The sequence below is a fragment of the Streptomyces sp. JB150 genome (assembly GCF_011193355.1).
In the GTDB taxonomy this organism is placed as follows: Bacteria; Actinomycetota; Actinomycetes; order Streptomycetales; family Streptomycetaceae; genus Streptomyces.
This window is the reverse complement of sequence record NZ_CP049780.1, coordinates 6,732,221-6,754,201: the sequence shown is the minus strand read 5'-3', so window position 1 is coordinate 6,754,201 and position 21,981 is coordinate 6,732,221. Positions and strand designations below refer to the sequence as shown.

Genomic DNA, 21,981 nt, shown 5'->3' with positions numbered 1-21,981 from the left:
ATCGACACCACTGCCATCAACACCACTGCACGAGAACGGAGTTACCTCATGTCCACCGCCGCCATGCTGACCGGTGCCTGCCCCGAGTGCGAGACCGACCTGACCGTGCCCCCGGTCGTCCAGGGCGAGACCCTCTCCTGCCCCGAGTGCATGCTCACCCTCCGCGTCGAGGACATCCAGGACGGCCGGCTGGTCCTGCAGATGGTCCAGGTGCAGCTCCGTGACTGGGGCCAGTGACAGCCGCCCCTCCCCCGGAGCCTCTCTACTAAGGAGACACCCCTCATGGGCAACACCGTTGCCGTCATCGCGGACCGGATCAGCTGGGAGGAACGCCGGCTGATCGAGACCGCACCCGACTTCGGTCTGCGGATCGAGTGGGTCAACGACGAGTCGCTGTGCCTCGGCGGGGCCGGCGCGCCCTCCCTCAAGGGCCTGGACGCCGTACTGGTGCGCAGCCGCAGTTACACCCGCGGCGGGCTGGTCGCCACGCTCGCCGAGGAGGCGGGCGTGCTCACCATCAACTCCGCCGCGGCGATCCACGCCTGCGAGAACAAGGCCGAGCTGCGCGCCCGGCTGCGCGCCGCCGGCGTGCCCGTGCCGGACTTCCGGCTGGTCCTCTCCCGCAAGGACTTCGAGAAGGCGCTGGAGGAACTGCCGGCGCCGCTGGTCCTCAAGCCGGTCTTCGGCGGCATGGGCAAGCGGGTCACGCTGCTGCGGCACCCCGACACGGCCCACTCCGTGTACGACTACGTCGAGGACCTGGGGCACGCCTTCGAGCAGGCCTGCCTGGTGGAGCCGTACCTGGGCGGCAGCTCCGTGCGCTGCCTGGTGGTCGGCGAACAGCTGGTGGGCGCGGCCGAGTTCGAGAGCGCCGGCACCGACTGGCGCAACAACGCGGCGCTCGGCAACAAGAACCGCGCCGTCGACCACGACCCCGAGACGCTGAAGATCATCGACGCCGTCCTGGGCGTTCTCGGTCCCGGCATCTACGGAGTAGACCTCTTCCGCACCGAGGACGGTTATGTCGTCAACGAGGTGAACCACGCGCCCGCCTTCCGGGCGGTGTCCTCGGCGACCGGTGCGGACGTCCCCTCGGCCATCGGCCGCCATCTGCAGGAGCTGCTCGCATGATCCGTGCAGGAGTCGTCGGCGCCTCGGGCATCGCCGGCGGAGAACTCATCCGTCTGATCACCCAGCACCCCGAGCTGGAACTCACCTACCTGGGCGGCTCGTCCAGCGCCGGCCGCCGCCCGGCCGAGCTGCACCCCGGCCTGCGCCTGGACCTGGGCGGGCTGACCGTCCAGCCGGTCACCGAGGACATCGCCGACCGCGTGGACGTCCTCTTCCTGGCCACCCCGGCGCCGGTGTCGGCCGAGCTGGCGGAGATGTTCGCCGACCGGGTCGCGGCCGTCGTCGACCTCAGCGGCGCCTTCCGCATCCGCACCCCGGAGCTGCACGACCGCTGGTACCCGAAGGTCAGGCGGCGCACCGAACTGGCCGACCGCTTCGTCTACGGCGTACCGGAGCTGATCGGCGACCAGTTGCAGGACGCGGCGCTGATCTCGCTCCCCGGCTGCTACGCCACCGCCATCACCGTGGGCCTCGCACCGCTCACCCTGGGTCTCGGCCTGAACCTGAAGACGGTCGTGGTGGACGGCAAGAGCGGTTCCAGCGGCGGCGGTCTGCAGCTGCGCACCGCCGACCTGCACCCGTTCCGCAGCGGGGCGATCGCCCCGTACGCCCCGACCGGGCACCGGCACGCCGCCGAGGTCAAGGACTTCCTGGAACGCGGCAAGCCCGGCACGGTCGAGTCGCTGAGCATGTCCGCCTACGGCGTCTCGCATGTGCGCGGTCTGCTCACCAGCAGCTACGTCTTCACCGACGAGCAGCTCGACCAGCGTGAGCTGCAGCGCGCCTACCTGCGCTTCTACAAGGGGCACCGGTTCGTGCGGGTGCGCCGGCACACCGAGACGCTGATCCCGGTGCCGGACCCGCAGGCCGTGCTCGGCTCCAACTACGTCGATGTGACGGTCCTGCTGGACGAGGAGCCGGACGCGCGTGGACGGATCGTCGTCCTCGCCGCCCTGGACAACATCGTCAAGGGCGCGGCGGGCCAGGCCCTTCAGGCGGCCAACCTGCGGTTCGGCCTGCCCGAGGAGACAGGGCTGACGATGCAGCCGGTGGTGCCCGCATGAGCGCCTTCGCGAACGAGGCGGCCCCGACCGTCGTCAAGCTCGGCGGCAGCTGCCTGGACGACCTCGCCGGTGACTGGTGGGACGACCTGGCCAGGCACGGCCGGGAACACCCGCTGGTCCTGGTGCACGGCTGGTCCAAGCCGCTCAAGAAGCTGCGCCCCCGCTACAGCGAACCGTCGGCGATCCTGCGCGACCGGTACGGCAACCAGAGCCGCTGGACCACGCCGGAGGTCATCGCCGACATCAAGACCGTCAGCGCCCAGCTGGCCGAGGACGTGTTCGACCGGCTGAGCCGGCGCGGCATCACCGCCGAGCGGCTGCTGGGCAGCGACGGCCTGGTCAGCGCGGGCGAGGCCGAGCGCTGGTGGTGGCAGGGCAAGCAGCTGGTCGAGCTGGAGAACCTGGTCGGCCCGATCACCGGGGTGGACCCGGCCCCGCTGAAGAACCTCCAGCCGGGCCACGCCTACCTGGTCACCCCGCTGGCCAGGAACGGTGCGGGCCGGGAGGTGAACACCGACGCCGACCGGGCCGCGGCGGCCATCGCGGGCGCCACCGGGGCCCGGGACCTGGTCCTGGTCACCGACGTCGCCCACCTGCTGATCGACGGCGAGCCGGTGCCCCGGATCACGGCCGAGGCGGCCGCCCGGTTCCGGGACAACGGCGCCACCGGCGGCATGCGCAAGAAGCTGCGCGCGGCCGGCGAGGCGCTGGACCAGGGCGTGGCGCGGGTCGTCATCGGCAGCGCGCCCGTCAGTGAGCTGCTCGCCGCCCGCACCGGCACCGTCATCACGCGAGACTGAGGAGCGAACACGTGGCGAAATCCCGTGTCCTGGTGGTCAACAACGGAACCCTGTCGCTGAGGCAACTGCGGGCGCGGTTCGAACAGCTGGGCTCCGAGACCGACGCGGTGGACGCCGCCTCGGTGCCCGCCCGGCTCGACGGCCGCTACCAGGCCGTCGTGCTGAGCGGCACCAAGGTGCGGGCGTACGACCGCGACTACTACAAGCCGCTCGTCGATCTGGTGATGAACGCCGACGTCCCGGTGTTCGGCATCTGCGGCGGCATGCAGATCCTCGCGGTGTCGGCCGGCGGGCGCCTCGCCGAGGGCCCGCAGCGGGTCGGCGGCTACGAGGTGCAGGTGGACAAGGAAGAGGCCCTGTTCACCCACGTCAAGCCGACGGTGACGGTGTTCCACCGGCACACCCTGTATCTGCAGGAGGCCCCGAAGGGCTTCCGCTCCATCGGCCGCTCCGAGCACGCGCCCGTGGAGTTCCTGCGCTCCGACGACGGCCGCATCTTCGGCGCGCAGGCCCACCTGGAGTTCCGCAGCGACGGCCTGGAGATCCTGCGCGGCTTCGCGCAGCTCTACCAGTGACCGCCCTCCCCTCACTCCACCGCTCCACGCTCGACGACTCCACCGCTCGACCACTCCACCACTCCACCGCTCCACCGATCCACCGACTCACCGACCCACTGAGGAATTGACCATGAGCGTTCTGGAAGAACCGCAGGACCCGGCGTTCGTCACCCATCTGTACGGCAGCGGCGGCGCCGTCAAGGGCTGGGTCGTCGTCGACTCCCTCGTCGACGGGCTGGCGATGGGCGGCGTCCGCATGACCCCCGGGGTCACCGAGGAGGAAGTGCGCGGGCTGGCGCGCGACATGACCCACAAGTTCACCCTCGCCGGCCTGCGCATCGGCGGCGCCAAGGGCGGCATCGTCTCCGACGGCACCAACCGTGAGGAGACGTTCCGCACCTTCGGCCGGACCGTCAAGCCGCTGCTGCACGGCGGTATCCACCTCGGCATCGACATGGGCGTCACCCCGGCCGACCGGGCCGTCTTCTTCGCCGAGGCCGGCTACGACCCGCGCTACCGGCTGGGCGCCCCCGACATGCCCATCGACTGGCGCACCTACTACGAGCCGCTGATCGACGCCACCGGTCACGGCGTGGGCGTCGCCGCGGTCACCGCGCTGGAGGCCAGGGGGCACACCGGGCCGGCCCGGGTGGTGGTGCAGGGCTTCGGCGCGGTGGGCCGCGCGGTCGCCCGGTTCCTGGAGGACCGCGGCCACGTCGTGGTGGGCGTCGCCGACGTGCGGGGCACCATCAGCGCCGACCGCCTCCCGGTGGCCGACCTGATCGCCGTCACCGACGAGTTCGGGCACATCGACCGCACCCGGCTGCCGCAGCACGTCACGCTCTCGTCCGAGCCGGACGCCTGGCTGGACGTCGACGCCGACCTGCTGATCCTCGCCGCGCAGAAGCACGCCCTGAACACCGAGAACGCGCACCGGCTGCGGGCCCGGCTGGTCGTGGAGGGCGCCAACCTCGCCTCGACCGACGAAGCCCGCGAGAAGGTCGCCGCCTCCGGCGCGGACCTGGTGCCGGGCGTGATCGCCAACATCGGCGGGGCCGGCTCGGCCGCGCTCGCCGTCACCCGCGTCGTCCCCTTCGAGCTGCCGGCGGACGCCCGCAAGCAGTGGGTCTTCGACTGGGTCGCCGACCGCGTCCGGCAGAACACCCGGGACCTGCTGGAGATCTCCGCCGCCCGCGCCGGCAACCCGCTGCCCGAACTGCTGGCCGCCCGCCGAAAGGAGCTGTGATGACCACGGCCACGCACACCGGCCTGGCCGGCGCCTCCGCCGACGACCGGGCGGCGGAGTACCGGCGCCGCGGCTGGTGGCGGGACGAGACCTTCCTGGACGACCTGCGCCGGCAGGCCCGCGAGCGGCCGCACAAGCTGGCGATCGCCGGCCGCCGACTGCGCGAGGCGCGCACCGACACCCTGGGCTACGCGGACCTGGCCCGGCTCACCGAGCGGTTCGCCGGCGCGCTGCGCGAACTGGGCGTCGGGCACGGAGACTTCGTCGCCGTGCAGCTCCCCAACCGGTGGGAGATGGTGCCGCTGATGTTCGCCTGCATCCGGGTCGGCGCGGTGATCTGCCCGATCGCCCCCGACTGCCGGGAGGACGAGCTGCGGCACCGCCTGGCGCTGACGGAGGCGCGGGTGTGTGTCACGGTGCCGGAGTGGGACGGCTACCCGCTCGCCGGCACGGTCGCCGCGCTGCGGTCCGAACTGCCGCTGGAGCACGTGGTGGTGGTCGACGGGCACGGCCCCGAGGGCACGCTCGGCTTCCACGACCACTTCGTCGCCCAGCCCTGGGAGGAGCGGCTCGCGGACGACCCGGAGGTCCGTGAACTCGGCGCGGACGACCCGTTCGTGGTGCTGTTCACCTCCGGGACCACGGGCGAGTCCAAGGGTGTCCTGCACAGCCAGAACACGGTGCACTCGGCGGTGCGGGGCTATGTCGACCACTTCCTGCTGGACGACGGTCTCGTCGCCGCCGTCACCACCCCGCTGGTCCACTACTCCGGCTTCGCCCAGGGCGTGCTCGCCGGGGTGATGCTCGGCGGCACGGTGGCCTTCCAGGACGTGAAGGACAACGCCACGCTGCTGGACCTGGTGGAACGCTACGGCGCGAACCTGCTGTACGGGCCGCCGCCGACGCTGACCGACGTCGCTGCCTCCCAGCGGGCCGTCCCGCGCGACGTCACGACCCTGCGGCACGTGGTCACCGGCTCCGCGCCCGTACTCCAGCCGCTGGTCGACGAGTTGCGCGAGACGCTCGGCGCGCGCACCTACTCGGTGTGGGGCATGTCCGAGTACGGGCCCGTCACCATCACCCGCCTCGACTACAACCAGGACTGGGCGGCGCACAGCAACGGGCAGGCGATCGACTCCATGGAGATCCGCATCGACGCCTGCCACGACCCGGGCCGGCGGGCCGCGGTGGGCCGGCTGCGGGTGCGCGGCGCCTCCCAGGCGCTCGGCTACTACAAGCGCGAGGACGTCTTCGCGGCCGAACTGACCGCCGACGGCTGGTTCGACACCGGTGACGTGGCCCGCGAGGACGGACGCGGCGGCATCCGCATCCTGGGCCGCGCCAAGGACGCCATCATGCGCGACGGCATCGTCGTGCCGATGACCGAGCTGGAGGCGATCATCGCGAGCCACCCGCTGGTCACCGAGGCGGCGCTGATCGGGCCGAGCGGGCAGGTCGACGACGTGATCGTCGCGGTCGTCGTACCCAGCGGCGACGTCCGCCCGACGCTGGAGGACGTACGCGCCCAGCTGCGCGCGGCCGACCAGGACCCGCGGTTCTGGCCCGAGCGTGTGGAGGTCATCGAGGCGCTGCCGAAGACGCTCACCGGCAAGGTCCGCAAGGCCGAACTGCGGCGGCGTTACGCCGAGGCGTGACCCCGCCGCGCACCACCGAACCACCACCCTGCGACCCGTGGAGCCCCCCATGCCCGTTCCCGCACAGGTGACCGCGTCGGCGACGCTCGCCGCCGACGAAGCCCTCGCCCGCAGACGCCAAGCCGGCGAACAGGTCCTGTCCATGGCCAGCGGCGAGATCGGCCTGCCCGTCCCCGAGGGGATGCGGGTCTGGCTCGCCGAGGCCGCGCACGAGGGGGCCTACGGCTCCGTGGCCGGCGGTGCGCCGCTGCGCGAGGCGGCGGCCGGCTACTGGCAGCGGCGCGGCCTCGCGGCCGACCCGGAGCTGGTGGTCGCCGGGCCGGGCAGCAAGCCGCTGCTGTTCGCCCTGCTCATGGCGGTCGGCGGGGACGTCGTCATCCCCCGGCCCAGCTGGGTCAGTTACGCCGCGCAGGCGCGGCTCGTCGGTGCGCGGGCCATCGACGTGCCGGTCCTGCCCGGGCAGGGCGGGGTGCCCGATCCGGACCGGCTGCGGCAGGCCGTCGGCGCGGCGCGGGCCGCGGGGCGCGACCCGCGGGCGGTCGTGGTGACGGTGCCGGACAACCCCACCGGCACCGTCGCCTCGCCCGACACGGTCCGGCGGCTCGGCGAGGTCGCCCGTGAGCTGGATCTCTTCGTCATCTCCGACGAGATCTACTGCGACCTCGTCTTCGACCCGGCCACGCCCGTGGTCTCCCCGGCGGTGTTCGCCCCCGAGCGGACGGTGGTGACGACCGGGCTGACCAAGAACCTGGCCGTGGGCGGCTGGCGCACCGGTGTCGCCCGGCTGCCCGACAGCCTGGCCGGGCGGGAGCTGCGCACCCGGCTGGTGGCCGTCGCCAGCCAGATCTGGTCCAGCCCGCCCGCGCCCATCCAGGCGGCGGCGGCCCGCGCCTTCGCCGAGCCGCCGGAGATCACCGCCTATGTGGTCGCCGCGCGGCGGCTGCACGCCACGGTCGCCCGGGCGGTCGCGGAGCGGTTCACCGCGTCCGGCGCCCTGCTGGCCCCGGTGGTGGCCACCTGCTACCTGTACCCGGACTTCGAGCCGCTGCGGGACCGGCTCGCCCTCGCGCACGGCGTGCGCACCGGGGACGAGCTGGCCCGGCTGTTCACCGACCGGTACGGCGTGGGCGTGCTGCCCGCCTCCGCCTTCGGCGAGTCGCCGGAGCCGCTGCGGCTGCGGGCGGCCACCAGCCGCCTGTACGGCGACACCGACGAGCAGCGCGCCGCCGCGCTCGCCACCGCCGACCCGCTCGGACTGCCCTGGATCCGCGCGGCCGTCGACCGCATCCACGACGTCCTGACCGACCTCGTCCACCCGACCGACGTCCACCCGTCCGATGCCCCGGTCGCGTCGGACCGACCCCGATCACGGGCCTAGGAGGGCCCCAGCCATGACCATCCTCTTCGAATGCGAGTACCAGGACGCCCGGTGGGTGGGCTTCGAGAAGCCCGAGCCCGGCCGGCCCGTGACGCTGTACAAGGTCTCCGACGGCCGTCTCCAGGCCGAGTTCATCGCCGCCGAGCGGCCCGAGCAGGTCGTCGACGCCATCACGGCCGACGCCGAGTCGGTCACGGTGGAGGGCGGCGAGGAGGAGCTGCGCTACCTGCCGCCGCTGCTGCCCCAGGCCACCGGCAACGCCCTGCTGAGCGGCTTCATGCGCACCCACAAGTCGAAGTTCGAGGGAGAGCCGACCGAGGGCGAGGAGTTCGTCCCGCCGAACTGGTTCTTCAAGGGCTTCGGCTCCTGGCTGCGCATGCCCGGCGACCCGCTGGTCGTCCCGCAGAACGTCCGCGCCCTGATCGAGGAGCCGGAGGTCGCGCTCGTCTACGTCAACGACGCCGACGGCACCCCGCACTACGCGGGCTACACCATCGCCAACGACCTGTGCGACATCGGCCTGCACATCGAGAACCCGGGCTGGAACCCGTACTGCAAGCTGTGCGACACCTCGATCGCGCCGTGGCTGTTCCTCGGCGCGCCGCCGGCGTCGGTGACCGGCCGGGTCACCATCGAGCGCGACGGCGTCACCGCGTGGGAGGGCCCGTTCGACTGCGGTGAGGACGCCCTCTACTTCACGGTCCGGGAGATGATGGACCACCTGTTCACCTTCCCGGCGGTGCGGCGGCCCGAGATGGTCAACTACGTGCTGCTGGGCGCGGACAAGGCCAGCTACCACGACGGGTTCCGCATCGCCGACGGCGACCGCATCGTCATCGACGTCAAGAGCCACGGCATCGTGCTCGACAACGCCGTGCAGTACGTTCAGACGCCCGCGGTCTCGTAACGCGGGGCCGCGCCGGAGCCGGCCGCCGCCACGGCGGCCGGCTGCTGGGAACGGCGGGTGGTCTCGAGGTAGTCGGCGATGGCGTCCCGGCTGCGGACCAGGCACTGGATCCGCTCGGAGATGCGCTCGAGTTCACGCTCCAGCGTGGCGATCGTCTCCGGGGTGGGATCGGTGATGTGGATCGCCCGGGGCTTGCTGTGCAGGCACGGCAGCAGCTGCTTGATGACGCGGGTCGGCAGCCCGGAGTCGAGCAGGCCCCGGATCTGCAACACCCGGTCCACGTAACCCTCGTGGTAGTCGCGGTAGCCGTTCGGCGAGCGGCTGGGGACGATCAGCCCCTGCTCCTCGTAGTAACGCAGCAGTCTGCGGGGCGTTCCGGTACGGTCCGCCAGCTCCCCGATCCGCATATGACCCACCTCACAACTCAGCGCCTTGACCTTCACATCAATGTGACCCTTTGAGGATACAAGCATGTCAACGTCTACGTCCCCGACTCACCTGCCGGAGGAGTCAGTTCCGGCAGCGGAAGACCGCAAGCTCCCCCTCTCCCCCCTGCTCGCGCTCGCCACCGCGGCCTTCATGATGGTCCTGACCGAGGCGCTGCCCGCGGGTGTGCTGCCCGAGATGGCCCGCGACCTCTCGGTCAGTGAGTCCGCTGCGGGGCAGACACTGACCGTCTACGCGATCGCCACCGGTGTGGCCGCCGTCCCGCTGGCCGCGGCGACCGCGACCTGGCAGCGCAAGCGGCTGATGGTGGTGTCCGTGCTGGCGTTCGTCGTCGCCAACCTGGTGACGGCCGTCTCCTCCAACTACGCCCTCACGATGACGTTCCGGCTGATCGCCGGTGTCGCCGCGGCCGCGGTGTGGGGCGAACTCGTCATCTACGCCCGTCGGCTGGCGCCGCCTCACCTGGCGGGCCGGGCGATCGCGATCGCCATGTTCGGTATTCCGCTCGCCCTGTCGCTGGGCATCCCGGCGGGCACCTTCCTCGGTTCGCTGTTCGGCTGGCGGCTGACGTTCGGTCTGATCGCGCTGGTCTCGCTGCTGCTGGTGGTGTGGATCCTCGCGTCGGTCCCGGACCACCCCGGCCAGAAGCCCGGCCACCGTGAACCGATCCTCCAGGCCTTCCGCCTCCCCGGCGTCGCCGCGATCCTGTTCGTGGTCGCCGCGTACGTCCTGGCCCACAACACCTTCTACACCTACATCGCCACCTTCCTCGACGAGTACGACATGGGCGGCGACCGCGACACCGTGCTGCTGGTGTTCGGCATCGCCTCCATGGTCAGCATCTTCATCACCGGCGCCCTGATCGACCGCAAGCTGCGCCAGCTGACCATCGCCAGCGCCGTGCTGTTCCTGGTGGCGTCGGTCCTGCTGGCCCTGCTCGCCGACAGCTCGTTCGCGGTCTACGGCGCCATGGTCCTGTGGGGTCTCGGCTGGGGCGGTCTGGCCACCCTGCTGCAGACGGCCGTCACCGACGCCGGCGGCGACCGCGGCCAGGCCCTGCTGGTGACGATCTGGAACAGCTTCATGGCCGCCGGAGGTGTGGCCGGCGGTGTCCTCCTCGACGCCCTCGGCCCCACGTCCTTCCCGTGGAGCGTCGTGATCCTCCTGGTCCCGGTCCTGCTCGTGGTCGTGGGCGCCCGCGCCCACGCCTTCCCGGCCAAGCGCGGCTCCTGACCGCACGGCCCCCGCGAAACCCCGGTCCGGCACGACGTCCCCCGCGTGCCGGACCGGTTCCGCGTTCCCGCGCGTCCGTGCCCGGAGGCGTGATCGGGTACCCGGTTGCGGGCCTTCGCGCGGAGGGTCAGACGACCCTCACCCGCACCGGCCCGCCGTCCGGGTCGACCCGGACGGTCCAGCGGGCGGTCAGCGTCAGGGACCGTCCGGCGGCGGCGCCGTGCACCCGCTCCCGGTGCAGGACACGGCCGTCCTGGCCGACCTCGACGAGCGGGCGGGTCAGACGGGCCGCCGTGCGCAGGGTGTACGGCAGGGCGTCGGCCGGGGTGACGCGGCCGGGGGTGATCCAGCGCAGCGGCGGATCCACGGTCAGCGGCACCCCGGCGGGCCAGTCGCCTCCGGCGAGCGACGCGGCCACCGATGCGGCCACGTACGTCCCTTCCCTGGCCGCCGTCGCCGCCCGTTCCACCGCGTGCAGCACGTTGCCGGCGGCGAACACGCCGGGGCGGGAGGTGCGCAGGGCGCCGTCGACGGCGGGGCCGCGGGTGCGGGGGTCGAGGGTGAGGGCGCCGCGCCGGGCCAGTTCGTGGTCGGGGACGAAGTCGCCGGTGAACACGACGGTGTCGCAGGGCAGGACGGCCGTACGGCCGTCGTGGTGGCGGACGCGGACGCCCGACAGGCGGCCGTGGCCGAGGAGTTCGGTGACGGTGGTGCCGGTGAGCAGCGGGACGCCGCGGCGCAGCCGGGTGTCGAGGGCCCGCGCGGGTGCGGTGCGGTGGCCGGGCAGGTCGGTGACCAGGGCGACGACCGCGGTGCCGGCGCGGCGCAGGGTGCCGGCGGCGGCGTACGAGACGTCCTCCACGCCGACGATCACCGCGCGGGTGCCGACCGGCTGCCCGTAGAGGTGGACGGCCTGCTGGAGTTCGCCGGTGGTGTAGACGCCGGCGGGGCGGGTGCCGGGCACGAGCCGGGCCGTGCGGGGGCGTTCGCGGGCGCCGGTGGCCAGCACGACGGCCCGCGCGCGGATCGTCCGATGCCCCTCGGGGCCGACCGTGGCCAGGTCGAGCGGGCCCGTCCAGTCGAGGGCGGTCACGCCGGTGCGCAGGACCGCCCCCGCGCGGGCGGCGGCCTCCACCAGGCCGCGGGCGTAGCGCGGGCCGGTGAGCGGGCGGTGCCAGGTGCCGAAGCCGCCGTGCGCGCAGCTGCGGGGCATTCCTCCGGGCGTCCGCTGCCGTTCCAGCACCTCCACCCGGCCGACGCCGCGCGCGGCCAGGGCCGCGGCGGCGGTGAGTCCGGCGGGTCCGGCGCCGACGACGAGCACGTCGACGTGTCGTACGGCCGTCATGGGCGGGCCTGTTCGAACAGCGCGCGGACGGCGGCCCCGCAGTGGAAGCCCTGGCAGCGGCCCGCGCGGGCGCGGGTGCGGCGGCGCAGCCCGTCGAGGGAGCGCGGCGGGAGGGTGGAGGTGAGGGCGTCGTGGATCTCGCCGAGGGTGACGCGTTCGCAGTGGCAGACGAGGGTGCCGTAGCGGGGGTCGGCGGCGATGAGGTCGGGCCGCTGGTAGGGGCGGGGGAAGGCCTCGCCGAGGTTGGGCATGCGCACCGGTTCGAGGTCGCGGGCGGGGCCGGGGTCGAGTCCGGTCTCGGTGAGCAGGCCGAGGACGTGGTCGGCGAGGGCGAGGGAGGAGGTGAGTCCGGTGGAGCGGATGCCGCCGACGGTGACGTATCCCTGTCCGGGGTGGGCGCGGACCTGGTAGTCGTCGTGCTCGGTGGCGGCGCGCAGTCCGGCGTAGACGGCGGTGACCTCCTCGTCGAGCAGGGCGGGCAGGATACGGCGGCCCTGGGCGCGCAGGGTGCGCAGGCCGTCGGCGGTGGAGCCGGTGGCGTGCCTGTCGTCCAGGTCCTCGGCGGTGGGGCCGAGCAGGACGTTGCCGTGGACGGTGGGGGCGACCAGGACGCCCTTGCCGAGCGCGGTGGGGACGGGCAGCAGGATGTGCCGGACGAGGGGGCGGGCGAACTTGTCGTAGACGAGGAGCTGGCCGCGGCGCGGGGTGACGGTGAAGTCGTCGTGGCCGAGCAGGCGGTCGAGGGTGTCGGCGTGCAGTCCGGCGGCGTTGACGAGGCGGCGGGCGCGCAGGGTGCCGCGGGTGGTGGTCAGCTCGTGCCGGCCGTCCCGTCGGCCGGCCTGTTCGACCCGGCAGTTCAGGTGCAGGTGGACGCCGTGGCGGACGGCCTGGGTGGCGTAGGCGAGGGGGGTCGTCCAGGGGCAGATGACGCTCTCGCCGGGGATGTGCAGGGCGCCGAGCGCGCCGGGTCCGAGGTGCGGTTCGCGGGCGTACAGTTCGGCGGCGTCGAGGAGGCGGGTGTCGTGGCAGTCGTTCGCGGCGGCTTTCGCGGCGAGCCGGGGCAGGGCGGCGAGCTGGTCCTCGTCCCAGGCGACGAGGAGGGCGCCGACCCGTTCGACGGGGATGCCGGACTCGGCGGCGTACGCGGCGAGCAGCCGGGCGCCCTCGCGGACCAGCCGGGCCTCCAGGGAGCCGGGCACGGCGTCGAAACCGGTGTGCAGGATGGCGGTGTTGGCCTTGGAGGTGCCCTGGCCGACGTCGTCCTGCGCCTCGACCAGCGCCACCCGCAGCCGGGGGTGGCGGGCGAGCGCGCGGGCGATCGCGGCGCCGACCACTCCCGCGCCGACCACGGCCACGTCGTACGGTTCGCCGGGCAGGGGTCCTTCGAAGGTGACCGTCACGCCGGCTCCCCGTCCAGCAGCGCGGCGACCGCCGTGCGGAATGCCGCCCGGCGTTCGGCCGCCTCGTCCGGGGTGACGCGGGGCTCGTAGACGGCGGACGGTTTCCCGTCGGGCAGGGCGTCCGCGAGGGTGAGGCCGGGCGTGGCGCCGAGGCGGGCCAGGGCGCCCGCGCCGAGGGCGGTGGCGTCGGGCAGGGCGGACACCTCGACGGGGCGTTGCAGGAGGTCGGCCTGGGTCTGCATGAGGAGGGCGGAGCGGGTGAGGCCGCCGTCGACGCGCAGGGTGCCGAGCGGGGTGCCGAGGTCGTCGGCGGCGGCGTCGGCGAGTTCGGCGACCTGGGCGGCCAGGCCCTCGCACAGGGCGCGCACGAGGTGTCCGGGGCCGGTGTCGAGGCCGAGTCCGGTGAGCGAGCCGCGCAGGTCGCCGCGCCACCAGGGGGCGGCGAGCCCGGCGAGGGCGGGGACGAAGGTGACGCCGCCGCTGTCGGGCACGGTCGCGCCGACGGTGTCGAGGTCGGCGGGGCCCTTGATGACGCCGAGGCCGGTGAGCCAGCGGACGGCGGAGGCGGCGGTGTAGACCTGGCCGTCGAGGCAGTAGCTGGTGTGTCCGGCGAGCCGCCAGGCGACACAGCTGACCAGTCCGGAGGGGCCGCGGCGCGGGCGGTCGCCGGTGTGGGCGAGGAGGAAGGCGCCGGTGCCGTAGGTGCACTTGGCGCCGCCGGGGGCGGTGACGCGCTGGGCGAGCAGGGCGGCCTGCTGGTCGACGACGAGGCCGGTGAGGGGGATCCCGGGGCCGAAGGCGGTGGTGGTGCCGACGGGGCCGGCGGTGTCGACGACCTCGGGGAGCCGTTCGCCGGAGAGGCCGTACAGGTCCAGCGCGCGCGGTGACCAGACCGCGCGGTCGAGGTCGAGGAGCTGGGTGCGGCCGGCGGTGGCGGTGTCGGTGACCAGGGCGCCGGTGAGCCGGTGGACCAGCCAGGCGTCGCTGGTCGTCACCACCCCCTCGGTGGTCACGTTCCGTCGAATCCAGGCCATTTTCGGTGCGGCGAAGTACGGGTCCAGCGGCAGACCGGTCAGTTCGCGTAACTCATCGGCGTGGTCGGCGAGTTCCGCGCAGACGGTCTCGGCGCGGCGGTCCTGCCAGACGAGGGCGTCGGTGAGCGGGCGGCCGGTGGCCGGGTCCCAGGCCAGGACGGTCTCGCCCTGGTTGGCGAGCCCGAGGGCGGTGACCGGTTCGCCGGCCTCGGCGAGCGCCCGGCGTCCGGCGTCGACCACCGAGTCGTACAGCTCGGCGGGGTCCACTTCGACCAGGCCGCCGGGCAGGAAGCGGGGGCGCACGGGCGTGAAGCCGGTGCCGAGGACGCCGCGCTCGGGGCAGATCACCAGCGCCTTGGTGCCGGAAGTGCCCTGGTCGACGGCGAGTACCGGTCCTGTCATCGCGCCTCCCGGGCCGTGGTGATCACGGACGGACAGCCTGCCGTCGACGGCCACACGGCGTCAAGCGCCGCTGACCCGCTGTCAACCCCGTGACGGGCACGGTGGGTTTCCCGGATGGCGAAACAGACGACTCGTCCGGATCACACGCCTCTATAGTGACGGCCGACCGAACACGATCTCCTCAACCGCCGCTCGGGGGAGGGCTGTTGTCACACCACCCTGCCGTCATGTCCCGCCCGTTGACCGGGGCGGGAGGGTGATGGCCAAAGACGGAGCACGCCCCGCCTACGATCCCGCCGGACCCGACACCGCGCTGCGCGCCGCCCTCCAGGAGCTGCGCGCCGGGCGCTGGATGTCGATGCGCGCCCTGCTCGCCGACACCGCCTCGTGGGGGCAGTGGACGCAGCGCACCCAGGTGCTCGCCGCCGCCGCGGCCGGCACCGACGTGGTGCGGGCCTGGCTCGCCGAGGAGCCGCACAGCGGGCCGGCCGCCCTGATGCACGCCCGGGTGGCCGTCGAGCGTGCCCTGCGCGCGCACCGCGAACGGCACGGGAGGACCGTGGAGTTGTGGCACGAGGCGTGGCGGGCGTGCGACGCGCTCACGCGTGCCGCGCCCAACGACCCGGTGCCCTGGGTGTGCCTGCTGGCGCTGGCCCGGCTGGACGAGGACCAGCGCTGGACGGAACACCGCGTGGCGCCCCCGGAGCCGATGCTTCCGCCGGGGCCCTGGGGTCTGCTCGCCGAGGCCGACAAGCGCGACCCGTACAACCGCGAGGCCTACCACCGCATGCTCCAGTTCCTGTACGGCCGTTCGGCGTCCGGGCGGCTGGCCGAGGCGGTCGGTTTCGCGCACTGGGCGGCCGACGCGGCGCCGCCGGGCTCGCCGCTGCATCTGCTGCCGCTGTACGTCCGGGTGGAGCGCTACCGGCGCGGCGGCGGACGTGAGGCCGCGCTCGATCTGCACTGGGTCGCCGAGGACGCCTGCCGGGAGGCCCGGCGCGCGTTCCACGGCTGGTTCGAGCACACCACGGCCGCCGAGCGCGCTCCGCTCGACCTGAACCACCTCGCCCACGCCCTGTGGGGCGCGCTCCAGTTCACCGAGGCGGACCGGGTGTTCGACGCGCTCGGCCCGTACTGGACACCGCTGCCCTGGGCGCACCGCACCGCCACGCCGGGCGACCACGCCCAGGCCATGGAGGTGTTCCTGCTGGCCCGCACCCGCAGCAGGTCCGGAGCGCACCGCCACCCCTGACGTCCCCCGTTCCGTCTCCCAGGAGGTCCCGCATGCCCCGCACCCCCCAAGGCGCCCCGCTCCCGGACGAGGAGCAACGCCTGCGCGAACTGGGCTACCGGCCGGTGCTCGCCCGCCGGATGGGCGGCTTCGGCAACTTCGCGATCAGCTTCTCGGTGATTTCGATCCTGTCCGGCTGCATGACGCTGTACGGCTTCGGCATGGGCGCGGGCGGCCCCGCGGTGATGCTGTGGGGCTGGGCCGGCGTGGGCCTGTTCGTGCTGTGCGTGGGGCTCGCGCTGGCGGAGGTCACCAGCGCGTACCCCACCTCCGGCGCGCTGTACTACATGGCCGACCGGCTCGGCGGGCGGCGCTGGGGCTGGTACACGGGCTGGCTGAACCTGCTCGGCCTGCTCGGCGCCATCGCCGGCATCGACTACGGCGCGGCCCTGTTCACCGGGGCGTTCCTGAACCTGCAGTGGGGGTTCCAGCCGACACCGGAGAAGACGATGCTGATCTTCGTCGTCATCCTGCTGCTGCACGCCGTGCTGAACCTGTTCGGCGTGCGCCTGGTCAGCGTGCTCAACTCCATCAGCGTGTGGTGGCACCTCGGCGGTGTCGCGCTGATCGTCGGCGCGCTGGCGATCGTCCCCGACCACCACCAGTCGCCGTCCTTCGTCTTCACCGAGTTCGTCAACGACACCGGCTGGTCCAACCCGCTGTACGTCGCCGCGATCGGCCTGCTGCTCGCCCAGTACACGTTCTCCGGCTACGACGCCTCCGCGCACCTGTCCGAGGAGACCGCGGGCGCCTCGGTGGCGGCGGCACGCGGCATCGTGCGCGCCATCTGGGTGTCGTGGGTCGCCGGTTTCGTACTGCTCGCCGGTCTGACCTTCGCCATCCGGGACTACGACGCGACGCGCGCCAGCGAGACCGGGGTGCCGCCCGCGCAGATCCTGCTCGACGGGCTCGGCACCGACGGCGCGAGCGCGCTGCTGCTGGTGGTCATCGTGGCCCAGCTGTTCTGCGGCAACGCCGAGGTCGCCGCGGCGAGCCGGATGGTGTTCGCGTTCAGCCGGGACCGGGCGCTGCCCGGCTCGCAGCTGTGGCGCAAGGTGAGCGTGCGCACCCAGACCCCGGTCGCCGCCGTCTGGCTGTCGGTGGCGGTGGCCTGCGTCCTGGCCCTGCCGTCCCTGTACTCGGCGACGGCGTACGGCGCGGTCACCGCGATCAACGTCATCGGCATCACCCCCGCGTACGCCATCCCCGTCTACCTGCGGCTGCGCGCCGGTGACCGCTTCACGCCGGGCCCCTGGCACCTGGGCCGCTGGAGCAGGCCGATCGGCTGGATCGCGGTGGTGTGGGTGGCGTTCGTGACCGTGCTGTTCTGTCTGCCGCAGTCCTCGCCGGTGACGGTCGACACGATGAACTACGCGTCCGTCGCGCTCGCCGTCGTCCTCGTCCTGGCCACCGTGTGGTGGTTCGTCGCCCGCCGCTCGTACGGCACCCCGACGACCGCCGCGTACGGCACCGACCACGAACAGGCGGAGCTGGCCGAGGGCATCGTCTGAGCCGTACTCGCGCCACGGCGCCCGCGGCACCTGCCCGCGCCGCGGCGCCTGCCGGACCTGGCCCCGCTGCGGCGCCCGCCGGTGCCGCGGTGCCGCGGTGCCGCGGTGCCGCGGTGCCGGCCGGTGCTGCGGTATCGGCCGGTGCCGCGGTGTCGGGCGGAACTTTCCGGGTCCGGCCCCCGGGTCGATCCGGCAGGGGGCGGTGTCCGGCAGGCCGGCGTCCGGCAGGCCGGTGCCCCGCTCCCCCGGCACGGTGCCTCACCGCCGGGCGTGGCGGACTTCCAGCCGGCCGAGACCCACGACCCCCAAGACGGCCCAAACCCATGGACCCCGAGACGCGGCGATCCGGCCCACCAGGGCAGGAAGGCCGCCGGGCCTCGCCGCGCAGGTCCCTCCGCCCCGCCCTTCAGGTTTCACGGGAGCGCCACGCGCCGCGCCATGCGATCCGTCCGCCGGCGGCGGCGATCGTCGCAGCGGTGTACGGGGGTCGTTCCCGAAGGCGCGGCCGGCGCCGGCGCCAGGTCGCCGCGCGTCGTGGCGCTGAGCGCCCGCGCCGCGGGCGCTCGTCCGACTCCGCGTGTGCGACGCCGGACCGGCGACCGGGAACGCGTCGGCGGCACTCCACCGCCCCCGTCCGGCAGCGGCCGGGACTTCACCTCCCCGGTGCGAACACGCGTGCCGGGTACGGCAGGATGAGCGCTCGCACATCCCGGAATTCGAGCAGGTGACAACGTGACGACACTTCACATCCGGCCGTCGGCGGCCCCGTTTGCCGCGGATCGTCCCTCCGGAGGTGACCGATGACCCGCGCGCTGACCCTGGACGACTTCATGCTCGCCGGCATCGCGCTGGCCGCGGGCCTGCTGGCGGCGTTCGCGCTGCGGCTGCTGCTGCGCTGGCTGGGCAAGCAGGCCGACCGCACCCGCTGGAGCGGCGACGACGTCATCGTGGACGCGCTGCGCACGGTGGTGCCGTGGGCGGCGGTCGTCGGCGGCGCGGCGGCCGCGGCGGCGGTGCTGCCGCTGACCCGGACGGTGCAGCACCACACCAACCAGGCCCTCACGGTGCTGCTGATCTTCGTGGTGACGCTGGCGGCGGCGCGGGTCGTGGCCGATCTGGTCCGGTCGGTGGCCCAGTCCCGCTCGGGCGTCGCCGCGTCGGCCACGATCTTCGTGAACATCACCCGCGTGATGGTGCTGGCGCTCGGCTTCCTGGTGGTGCTCCAGACCCTGGGCATCTCCATAGCCCCGATGCTCACCGCGCTCGGCGTGGGTGGTCTGGCGGTCGCGCTGGCCCTCCAGGACACCCTCGCCAACCTCTTCGCGGGCATCCACATCCTCGCGTCGAAGACCGTGCAGCCGGGCGACTACATCCGGCTGAGCAGCGGCGAGGAGGGTTACGTCACCGACATCAACTGGCGGCAGACCACCATCCGCAACCTCTCCAACAACCTGGTCATCATCCCCAACGGGCAGCTCGCGGGGACGAACATGACCAACTACAACCGGCCCGAGCAGGAGCTGACCATCATGGTCCAGGCCGGGGTCGGCTACGACAGCGACCTGGAGCACGTGGAGCGGGTGACCTGCGAGGTGGTCACCGAGGTGATGACCGAGGTCACGGGCGCCGTCCCGGACCACGAGCCCGCCGTCCGCTTCCACACCTTCGGCGACTCGCGGATCGGTTTCACGGTGATCCTCGGCGTCGGCGAGTTCAGCGACCAGTACCGGATCAAGCACGAGTTCATCAAGCGCCTGCACCGCCGCTACCGCGCGGAGGGCATCAGCATCCCGGCCCCGGCCCGCACGGTCACCCTGCGCCCGGGAGCGCCGGTGATCCCGCACCAGCGCAGCACGGAAAGCGAGCCGGCCGAGGCCCCGGCCGCGGGGGTCGAGTGAGGGCGGGCGCGCGGGGACGGGCGGAACCGGAGAGGTGAAAGCGGTGCGGCGCACTGTGCGTCGCACCGCTGAGCCCGCCTCTGCGGTCACCCGCCGTAGTCACTCGGGCCGGCCGGCGCCCTGCTCGGCGCGGAGGCCGCCCGGTATCCCGACACCCACCGCATGACCTGACCGGCGCGCCCCGCCCGCCCCACTCCCACTCGGGCGGCTGACGGACCGGCCACGGACACCGGCACGCGGCGGGACCGACGGACACGGGCACGCGATGTGGCCGAGAACCGTGGCCGGACCCCTGTCGAGACGGAGGCGATCACGAGATATCTTGATGTCGAGCAATGTTGCAGACGTGGAGCGGAGCACCCGGTGACTGACTCGACCATCATCTATACGCACACTGACGAGGCCCCGGCCCTGGCGACGTATTCCTTCCTGCCGGTGGTCAAGGCGTACGCCTCGCAGGCGGGTGTCGCCGTGGAGACGCGGGACATCTCGCTGGCCGGCCGCATCATCGCCGTGTTCCCGGAGTACCTGACCGAGGACCAGCGCATCCCGGACGCCCTCGCCGAGCTGGGCGAGCTGGCCAAGACGCCCGCGGCCAACATCATCAAGCTGCCGAACATCTCGGCGTCCATCCCGCAGCTGAAGGCCGCCGTCGCCGAGCTCCAGGGCCAGGGCTACGCGCTGCCGGACTACCCGGACGACCCGAAGACCGACGAGGAGCGGGAGATCAAGGCCCGCTACGACAAGGTCAAGGGCTCCGCCGTGAACCCGGTCCTGCGCGAGGGCAACTCCGACCGCCGCGCCCCGGCCTCGGTGAAGAACTACGCCAAGACCCACCCGCACCGCATGGGCGCCTGGTCCGCCGACTCCAAGACCGGTGTGGCCACCATGGGCCAGAACGACTTCCGCTCCACCGAGAAGTCGATCGTCATCGCCGAGGACGGCACGCTGAGGATCGAGCTGGCCGCCGAGGACGGCACGACCACCGTGCTGCGCGAGTCCGTACCGGTCGTCGCCGGTGAGGTCGTCGACGCCTCCGTGATGCGCGTCGCCCACCTGCGCGAGTTCCTGGCCTCCCAGGTCGCCCGCGCCAAGGCGGAGGGCGTGCTGTTCTCCGTGCACCTGAAGGCGACGATGATGAAGGTCTCCGACCCGATCATCTTCGGCCACGTGGTCCGCGCCTTCTTCCCGAAGACCTTCGAGCGCTACGGCGCGACGCTGGCGGCCGCGGGCCTGTCCCCGAACGACGGCCTCGGCGGCATCTTCAAGGGCCTGGAGTCCCTGCCGGAGGGCGCCGAGATCAAGGCCTCCTTCGACGCCGAGCTGGCCGAGGGCCCGGCCCTGGCGATGGTCGACTCCGACAAGGGCATCACCAACCTGCACGTGCCGTCGGACGTCATCGTCGACGCCTCCATGCCGGCCATGATTCGCACCTCGGGCCACATGTGGGGCCCGGACGGCCAGGAGGCCGACACCATCGCGGTCATCCCGGACTCCTCCTACGCGGGCGTCTACCAGACCGTCATCGAGGACTGCAAGGCCAACGGCGCCTACGACCCGGCCACCATGGGCTCGGTGCCGAACGTCGGCCTGATGGCGCAGAAGGCCGAGGAGTACGGCTCCCACGACAAGACCTTCGAGATCCCGGCCGCGGGCACCGTCCGCCTGGTCGACCAGGCCGGCAACGTCCTGATCGAGCAGCCGGTCTCGCAGGGCGACATCTTCCGCGCCTGCCAGACCAAGGACGCCGCGATCCGCGACTGGGTCAAGCTGGCCGTCACCCGCGCCCGCGCCACCGGCGACCCGGCCGTGTTCTGGCTGGACGAGACCCGCGCCCACGACGCGAACCTGATCGCGAAGGTGAAGCAGTACCTGCCGGAGCACGACACCGAGGGCCTGGACATCCGGATCCTCAGCCCGGTCGAGGCCACCAAGCTGTCGGTGGAGCGCATCCGCCGCGGCGAGAACACCATCTCGGTGACCGGCAACGTGCTGCGTGACTACCTGACCGACCTCTTCCCGATCCTGGAGCTGGGCACCAGCGCCAAGATGCTGTCGGTCGTCCCGCTGATGGCGGGCGGCGGCCTGTTCGAGACGGGCGCCGGCGGCTCCGCGCCCAAGCACGTCCAGCAGCTGGTCAAGGAGAACTACCTGCGCTGGGACTCCCTGGGCGAGTTCTTCGCCCTGGTCCCGTCGCTGGAGCAGTACGCGACGGCCACCGGCAACGCGAAGGCCAAGGTCCTCGCCGACACCCTCGACCGTGCCACGGCGACCTTCCTCAACGAGGACAAGTCCCCGACCCGTCGCGTCGGCGGCATCGACAACCGCGGCAGCCACTTCTACCTGTCCCTGTACTGGGCGCAGGAGCTGGCCAGGCAGACCGACGACGCCGAGCTGGCCAAGGCCTTCCAGCCGCTGGCCGAGACGCTCGCCGCGAACGAGCAGAAGATCGTCGACGAGCTGAACGCCGTCCAGGGCAAGCCGGTCGACATCGGCGGCTACTACCAGCCCGATCCGGCCAAGGCCGCCGCGGTCATGCGTCCGTCCGCCACCTGGAACGAGGCCCTGGCCTCCCTGAGCTGACGCTCACCCCGTCCAGGGGTTTTCCGTATCCGCCCCGGTCGGCGCACTGCCCGACCGGGGCGGACCCGTCTCGTCCGTTCCCGCGTCCCACGCCCTTCG

Annotated in this window: 18 protein-coding genes; 14 read left to right on the top strand and 4 right to left on the bottom strand. The window is 73.2% G+C overall.

All coding sequences use genetic code 11. The features are described 5' to 3' along the window. Positions 1–48 precede the first annotated feature (48 nt). The 9 genes from G7Z13_RS30760 (at position 49) to G7Z13_RS30720 (ending at position 8,738) form a co-directional block, all read left to right on the top strand. A complete protein-coding gene (locus tag G7Z13_RS30760) occupies positions 49–237 on the top strand; it encodes a lysine biosynthesis protein LysW (protein ID WP_166003672.1) in 189 nt (62 codons plus the stop codon). 45 nt (positions 238–282) lie between these two features. Then, positions 283–1,131, top strand: coding sequence for a RimK family alpha-L-glutamate ligase (locus tag G7Z13_RS30755; RefSeq protein WP_166003670.1), 849 nt, complete (start codon positions 283–285; stop codon positions 1,129–1,131). Further along, on the top strand, positions 1,128–2,195 hold the full coding sequence (argC, locus tag G7Z13_RS30750) for an N-acetyl-gamma-glutamyl-phosphate reductase (RefSeq protein ID WP_166003668.1): 1,068 nt from the start codon (positions 1,128–1,130) through the stop codon (positions 2,193–2,195). The genes G7Z13_RS30755 and argC overlap by 4 nt, the downstream gene beginning before the upstream one ends. Further along, complete coding sequence (locus G7Z13_RS30745) at positions 2,192–2,995, top strand: acetylglutamate kinase (RefSeq protein WP_166003665.1); 804 nt, start codon at positions 2,192–2,194, stop codon at positions 2,993–2,995. The genes argC and G7Z13_RS30745 overlap by 4 nt, the downstream gene beginning before the upstream one ends. 11 nt (positions 2,996–3,006) lie before the next feature. Continuing rightward, positions 3,007–3,570, top strand: a complete 564-nt coding sequence (locus G7Z13_RS30740) for a gamma-glutamyl-gamma-aminobutyrate hydrolase family protein (protein ID WP_166003663.1) — start codon at positions 3,007–3,009, stop codon at positions 3,568–3,570. A 112-nt stretch (positions 3,571–3,682) separates the two neighbouring features. After that, the gene (locus tag G7Z13_RS30735; RefSeq protein ID WP_166003661.1) at positions 3,683–4,798 is read left to right on the top strand and encodes a Glu/Leu/Phe/Val dehydrogenase; all 1,116 of its coding nucleotides are present in this window, start codon (positions 3,683–3,685) and stop codon (positions 4,796–4,798) included. Beyond that, the gene (locus G7Z13_RS30730; protein WP_166003659.1) at positions 4,798–6,453 is read left to right on the top strand and encodes an AMP-binding protein; all 1,656 of its coding nucleotides are present in this window, start codon (positions 4,798–4,800) and stop codon (positions 6,451–6,453) included. The genes G7Z13_RS30735 and G7Z13_RS30730 overlap by 1 nt, the downstream gene beginning before the upstream one ends. Before the next feature lie 49 nt (positions 6,454–6,502). Then, positions 6,503–7,831 carry a pyridoxal phosphate-dependent aminotransferase gene (locus tag G7Z13_RS30725; RefSeq protein ID WP_166003657.1) on the top strand — a complete coding sequence of 443 codons (1,329 nt, stop codon included), beginning with the start codon at positions 6,503–6,505 and terminating at the stop codon, positions 7,829–7,831. Between the two features lie 13 nt (positions 7,832–7,844). Further along, complete coding sequence (locus tag G7Z13_RS30720) at positions 7,845–8,738, top strand: fumarylacetoacetate (FAA) hydrolase (protein WP_166003655.1); 894 nt, start codon at positions 7,845–7,847, stop codon at positions 8,736–8,738. Here G7Z13_RS30720 and G7Z13_RS30715 read toward each other — a convergent pair. Beyond that, complete coding sequence (locus G7Z13_RS30715) at positions 8,717–9,145, bottom strand: MerR family transcriptional regulator (protein WP_166003653.1); 429 nt, start codon at positions 9,143–9,145, stop codon at positions 8,717–8,719. The genes G7Z13_RS30720 and G7Z13_RS30715 overlap by 22 nt on opposite strands. A 64-nt stretch (positions 9,146–9,209) precedes the next feature. Between G7Z13_RS30715 and G7Z13_RS30710 the strand changes: the two genes are divergently transcribed. Beyond that, positions 9,210–10,418, top strand: a complete 1,209-nt coding sequence (locus G7Z13_RS30710) for an MFS transporter (RefSeq protein ID WP_166003650.1) — start codon at positions 9,210–9,212, stop codon at positions 10,416–10,418. 127 nt (positions 10,419–10,545) lie between these two features. Here the strand turns inward: G7Z13_RS30710 and G7Z13_RS30705 are convergent, their stop codons facing one another. The 3 genes from G7Z13_RS30705 to G7Z13_RS30695 are packed head-to-tail and all read right to left on the bottom strand — an operon-like array spanning position 10,546 to position 14,599. Further along, the gene (locus G7Z13_RS30705) at positions 10,546–11,763 is read right to left on the bottom strand and encodes an FAD-dependent oxidoreductase (RefSeq protein ID WP_166003648.1); all 1,218 of its coding nucleotides are present in this window, start codon (positions 11,761–11,763) and stop codon (positions 10,546–10,548) included. Beyond that, positions 11,760–13,163 carry an FAD-dependent oxidoreductase gene (locus G7Z13_RS30700; protein WP_166003646.1) on the bottom strand — a complete coding sequence of 468 codons (1,404 nt, stop codon included), beginning with the start codon at positions 13,161–13,163 and terminating at the stop codon, positions 11,760–11,762. Before G7Z13_RS30700 ends, G7Z13_RS30705 begins: the two co-directional genes overlap by 4 nt. Beyond that, complete coding sequence (locus G7Z13_RS30695; RefSeq protein WP_166003644.1) at positions 13,160–14,599, bottom strand: FGGY family carbohydrate kinase; 1,440 nt, start codon at positions 14,597–14,599, stop codon at positions 13,160–13,162. The genes G7Z13_RS30700 and G7Z13_RS30695 overlap by 4 nt, the downstream gene beginning before the upstream one ends. Positions 14,600–14,858: 259 nt before the next feature. On the opposite strand from G7Z13_RS30695, the gene G7Z13_RS30690 reads away from it, so the two are divergent. The 4 genes from G7Z13_RS30690 (at position 14,859) to G7Z13_RS30675 (ending at position 21,882) form a co-directional block, all read left to right on the top strand. Continuing rightward, complete coding sequence (locus tag G7Z13_RS30690) at positions 14,859–15,851, top strand: hypothetical protein (RefSeq protein ID WP_166003642.1); 993 nt, start codon at positions 14,859–14,861, stop codon at positions 15,849–15,851. Positions 15,852–15,883: 32 nt separating this feature from the next. Then, positions 15,884–17,401, top strand: coding sequence for an amino acid permease (locus tag G7Z13_RS30685; RefSeq protein WP_166003640.1), 1,518 nt, complete (start codon positions 15,884–15,886; stop codon positions 17,399–17,401). A gap of 800 nt (positions 17,402–18,201) precedes the next feature. Continuing rightward, positions 18,202–19,299, top strand: coding sequence for a mechanosensitive ion channel family protein (locus G7Z13_RS30680; RefSeq protein WP_166003638.1), 1,098 nt, complete (start codon positions 18,202–18,204; stop codon positions 19,297–19,299). Positions 19,300–19,662: 363 nt separating this feature from the next. Next, positions 19,663–21,882, top strand: a complete 2,220-nt coding sequence (locus G7Z13_RS30675) for an NADP-dependent isocitrate dehydrogenase (protein ID WP_166003636.1) — start codon at positions 19,663–19,665, stop codon at positions 21,880–21,882. Positions 21,883–21,981: the final 99 nt, after the last annotated feature.

What these genes read in the sequence shown, in the direction of transcription:
- G7Z13_RS30760 (WP_166003672.1), top strand. Translation starts at nt 49, where the DNA reads ATGTCCACCGCCGCCATGCTGACCGGTGCCTGCCCCGAGTGCGAGACC.
- G7Z13_RS30755 (WP_166003670.1), top strand. Translation starts at nt 283, where the DNA reads ATGGGCAACACCGTTGCCGTCATCGCGGACCGGATCAGCTGGGAGGAA.
- G7Z13_RS30715 (WP_166003653.1), bottom strand. Translation starts at nt 9,145, where the DNA reads ATGCGGATCGGGGAGCTGGCGGACCGTACCGGAACGCCCCGCAGACTG.
- G7Z13_RS30725 (WP_166003657.1), top strand. Translation starts at nt 6,503, where the DNA reads ATGCCCGTTCCCGCACAGGTGACCGCGTCGGCGACGCTCGCCGCCGAC.
- G7Z13_RS30710 (WP_166003650.1), top strand. Translation starts at nt 9,210, where the DNA reads ATGTCAACGTCTACGTCCCCGACTCACCTGCCGGAGGAGTCAGTTCCG.
- G7Z13_RS30705 (WP_166003648.1), bottom strand. Translation starts at nt 11,763, where the DNA reads ATGACGGCCGTACGACACGTCGACGTGCTCGTCGTCGGCGCCGGACCC.
- G7Z13_RS30690 (WP_166003642.1), top strand. Translation starts at nt 14,859, where the DNA reads ATGGCCAAAGACGGAGCACGCCCCGCCTACGATCCCGCCGGACCCGAC.
- G7Z13_RS30735 (WP_166003661.1), top strand. Translation starts at nt 3,683, where the DNA reads ATGAGCGTTCTGGAAGAACCGCAGGACCCGGCGTTCGTCACCCATCTG.
- G7Z13_RS30730 (WP_166003659.1), top strand. Translation starts at nt 4,798, where the DNA reads ATGACCACGGCCACGCACACCGGCCTGGCCGGCGCCTCCGCCGACGAC.
- G7Z13_RS30685 (WP_166003640.1), top strand. Translation starts at nt 15,884, where the DNA reads ATGCCCCGCACCCCCCAAGGCGCCCCGCTCCCGGACGAGGAGCAACGC.
- G7Z13_RS30720 (WP_166003655.1), top strand. Translation starts at nt 7,845, where the DNA reads ATGACCATCCTCTTCGAATGCGAGTACCAGGACGCCCGGTGGGTGGGC.
- G7Z13_RS30695 (WP_166003644.1), bottom strand. Translation starts at nt 14,599, where the DNA reads ATGACAGGACCGGTACTCGCCGTCGACCAGGGCACTTCCGGCACCAAG.
- G7Z13_RS30745 (WP_166003665.1), top strand. Translation starts at nt 2,192, where the DNA reads ATGAGCGCCTTCGCGAACGAGGCGGCCCCGACCGTCGTCAAGCTCGGC.
- argC (WP_166003668.1), top strand. Translation starts at nt 1,128, where the DNA reads ATGATCCGTGCAGGAGTCGTCGGCGCCTCGGGCATCGCCGGCGGAGAA.
- G7Z13_RS30680 (WP_166003638.1), top strand. Translation starts at nt 18,202, where the DNA reads ATGACCCGCGCGCTGACCCTGGACGACTTCATGCTCGCCGGCATCGCG.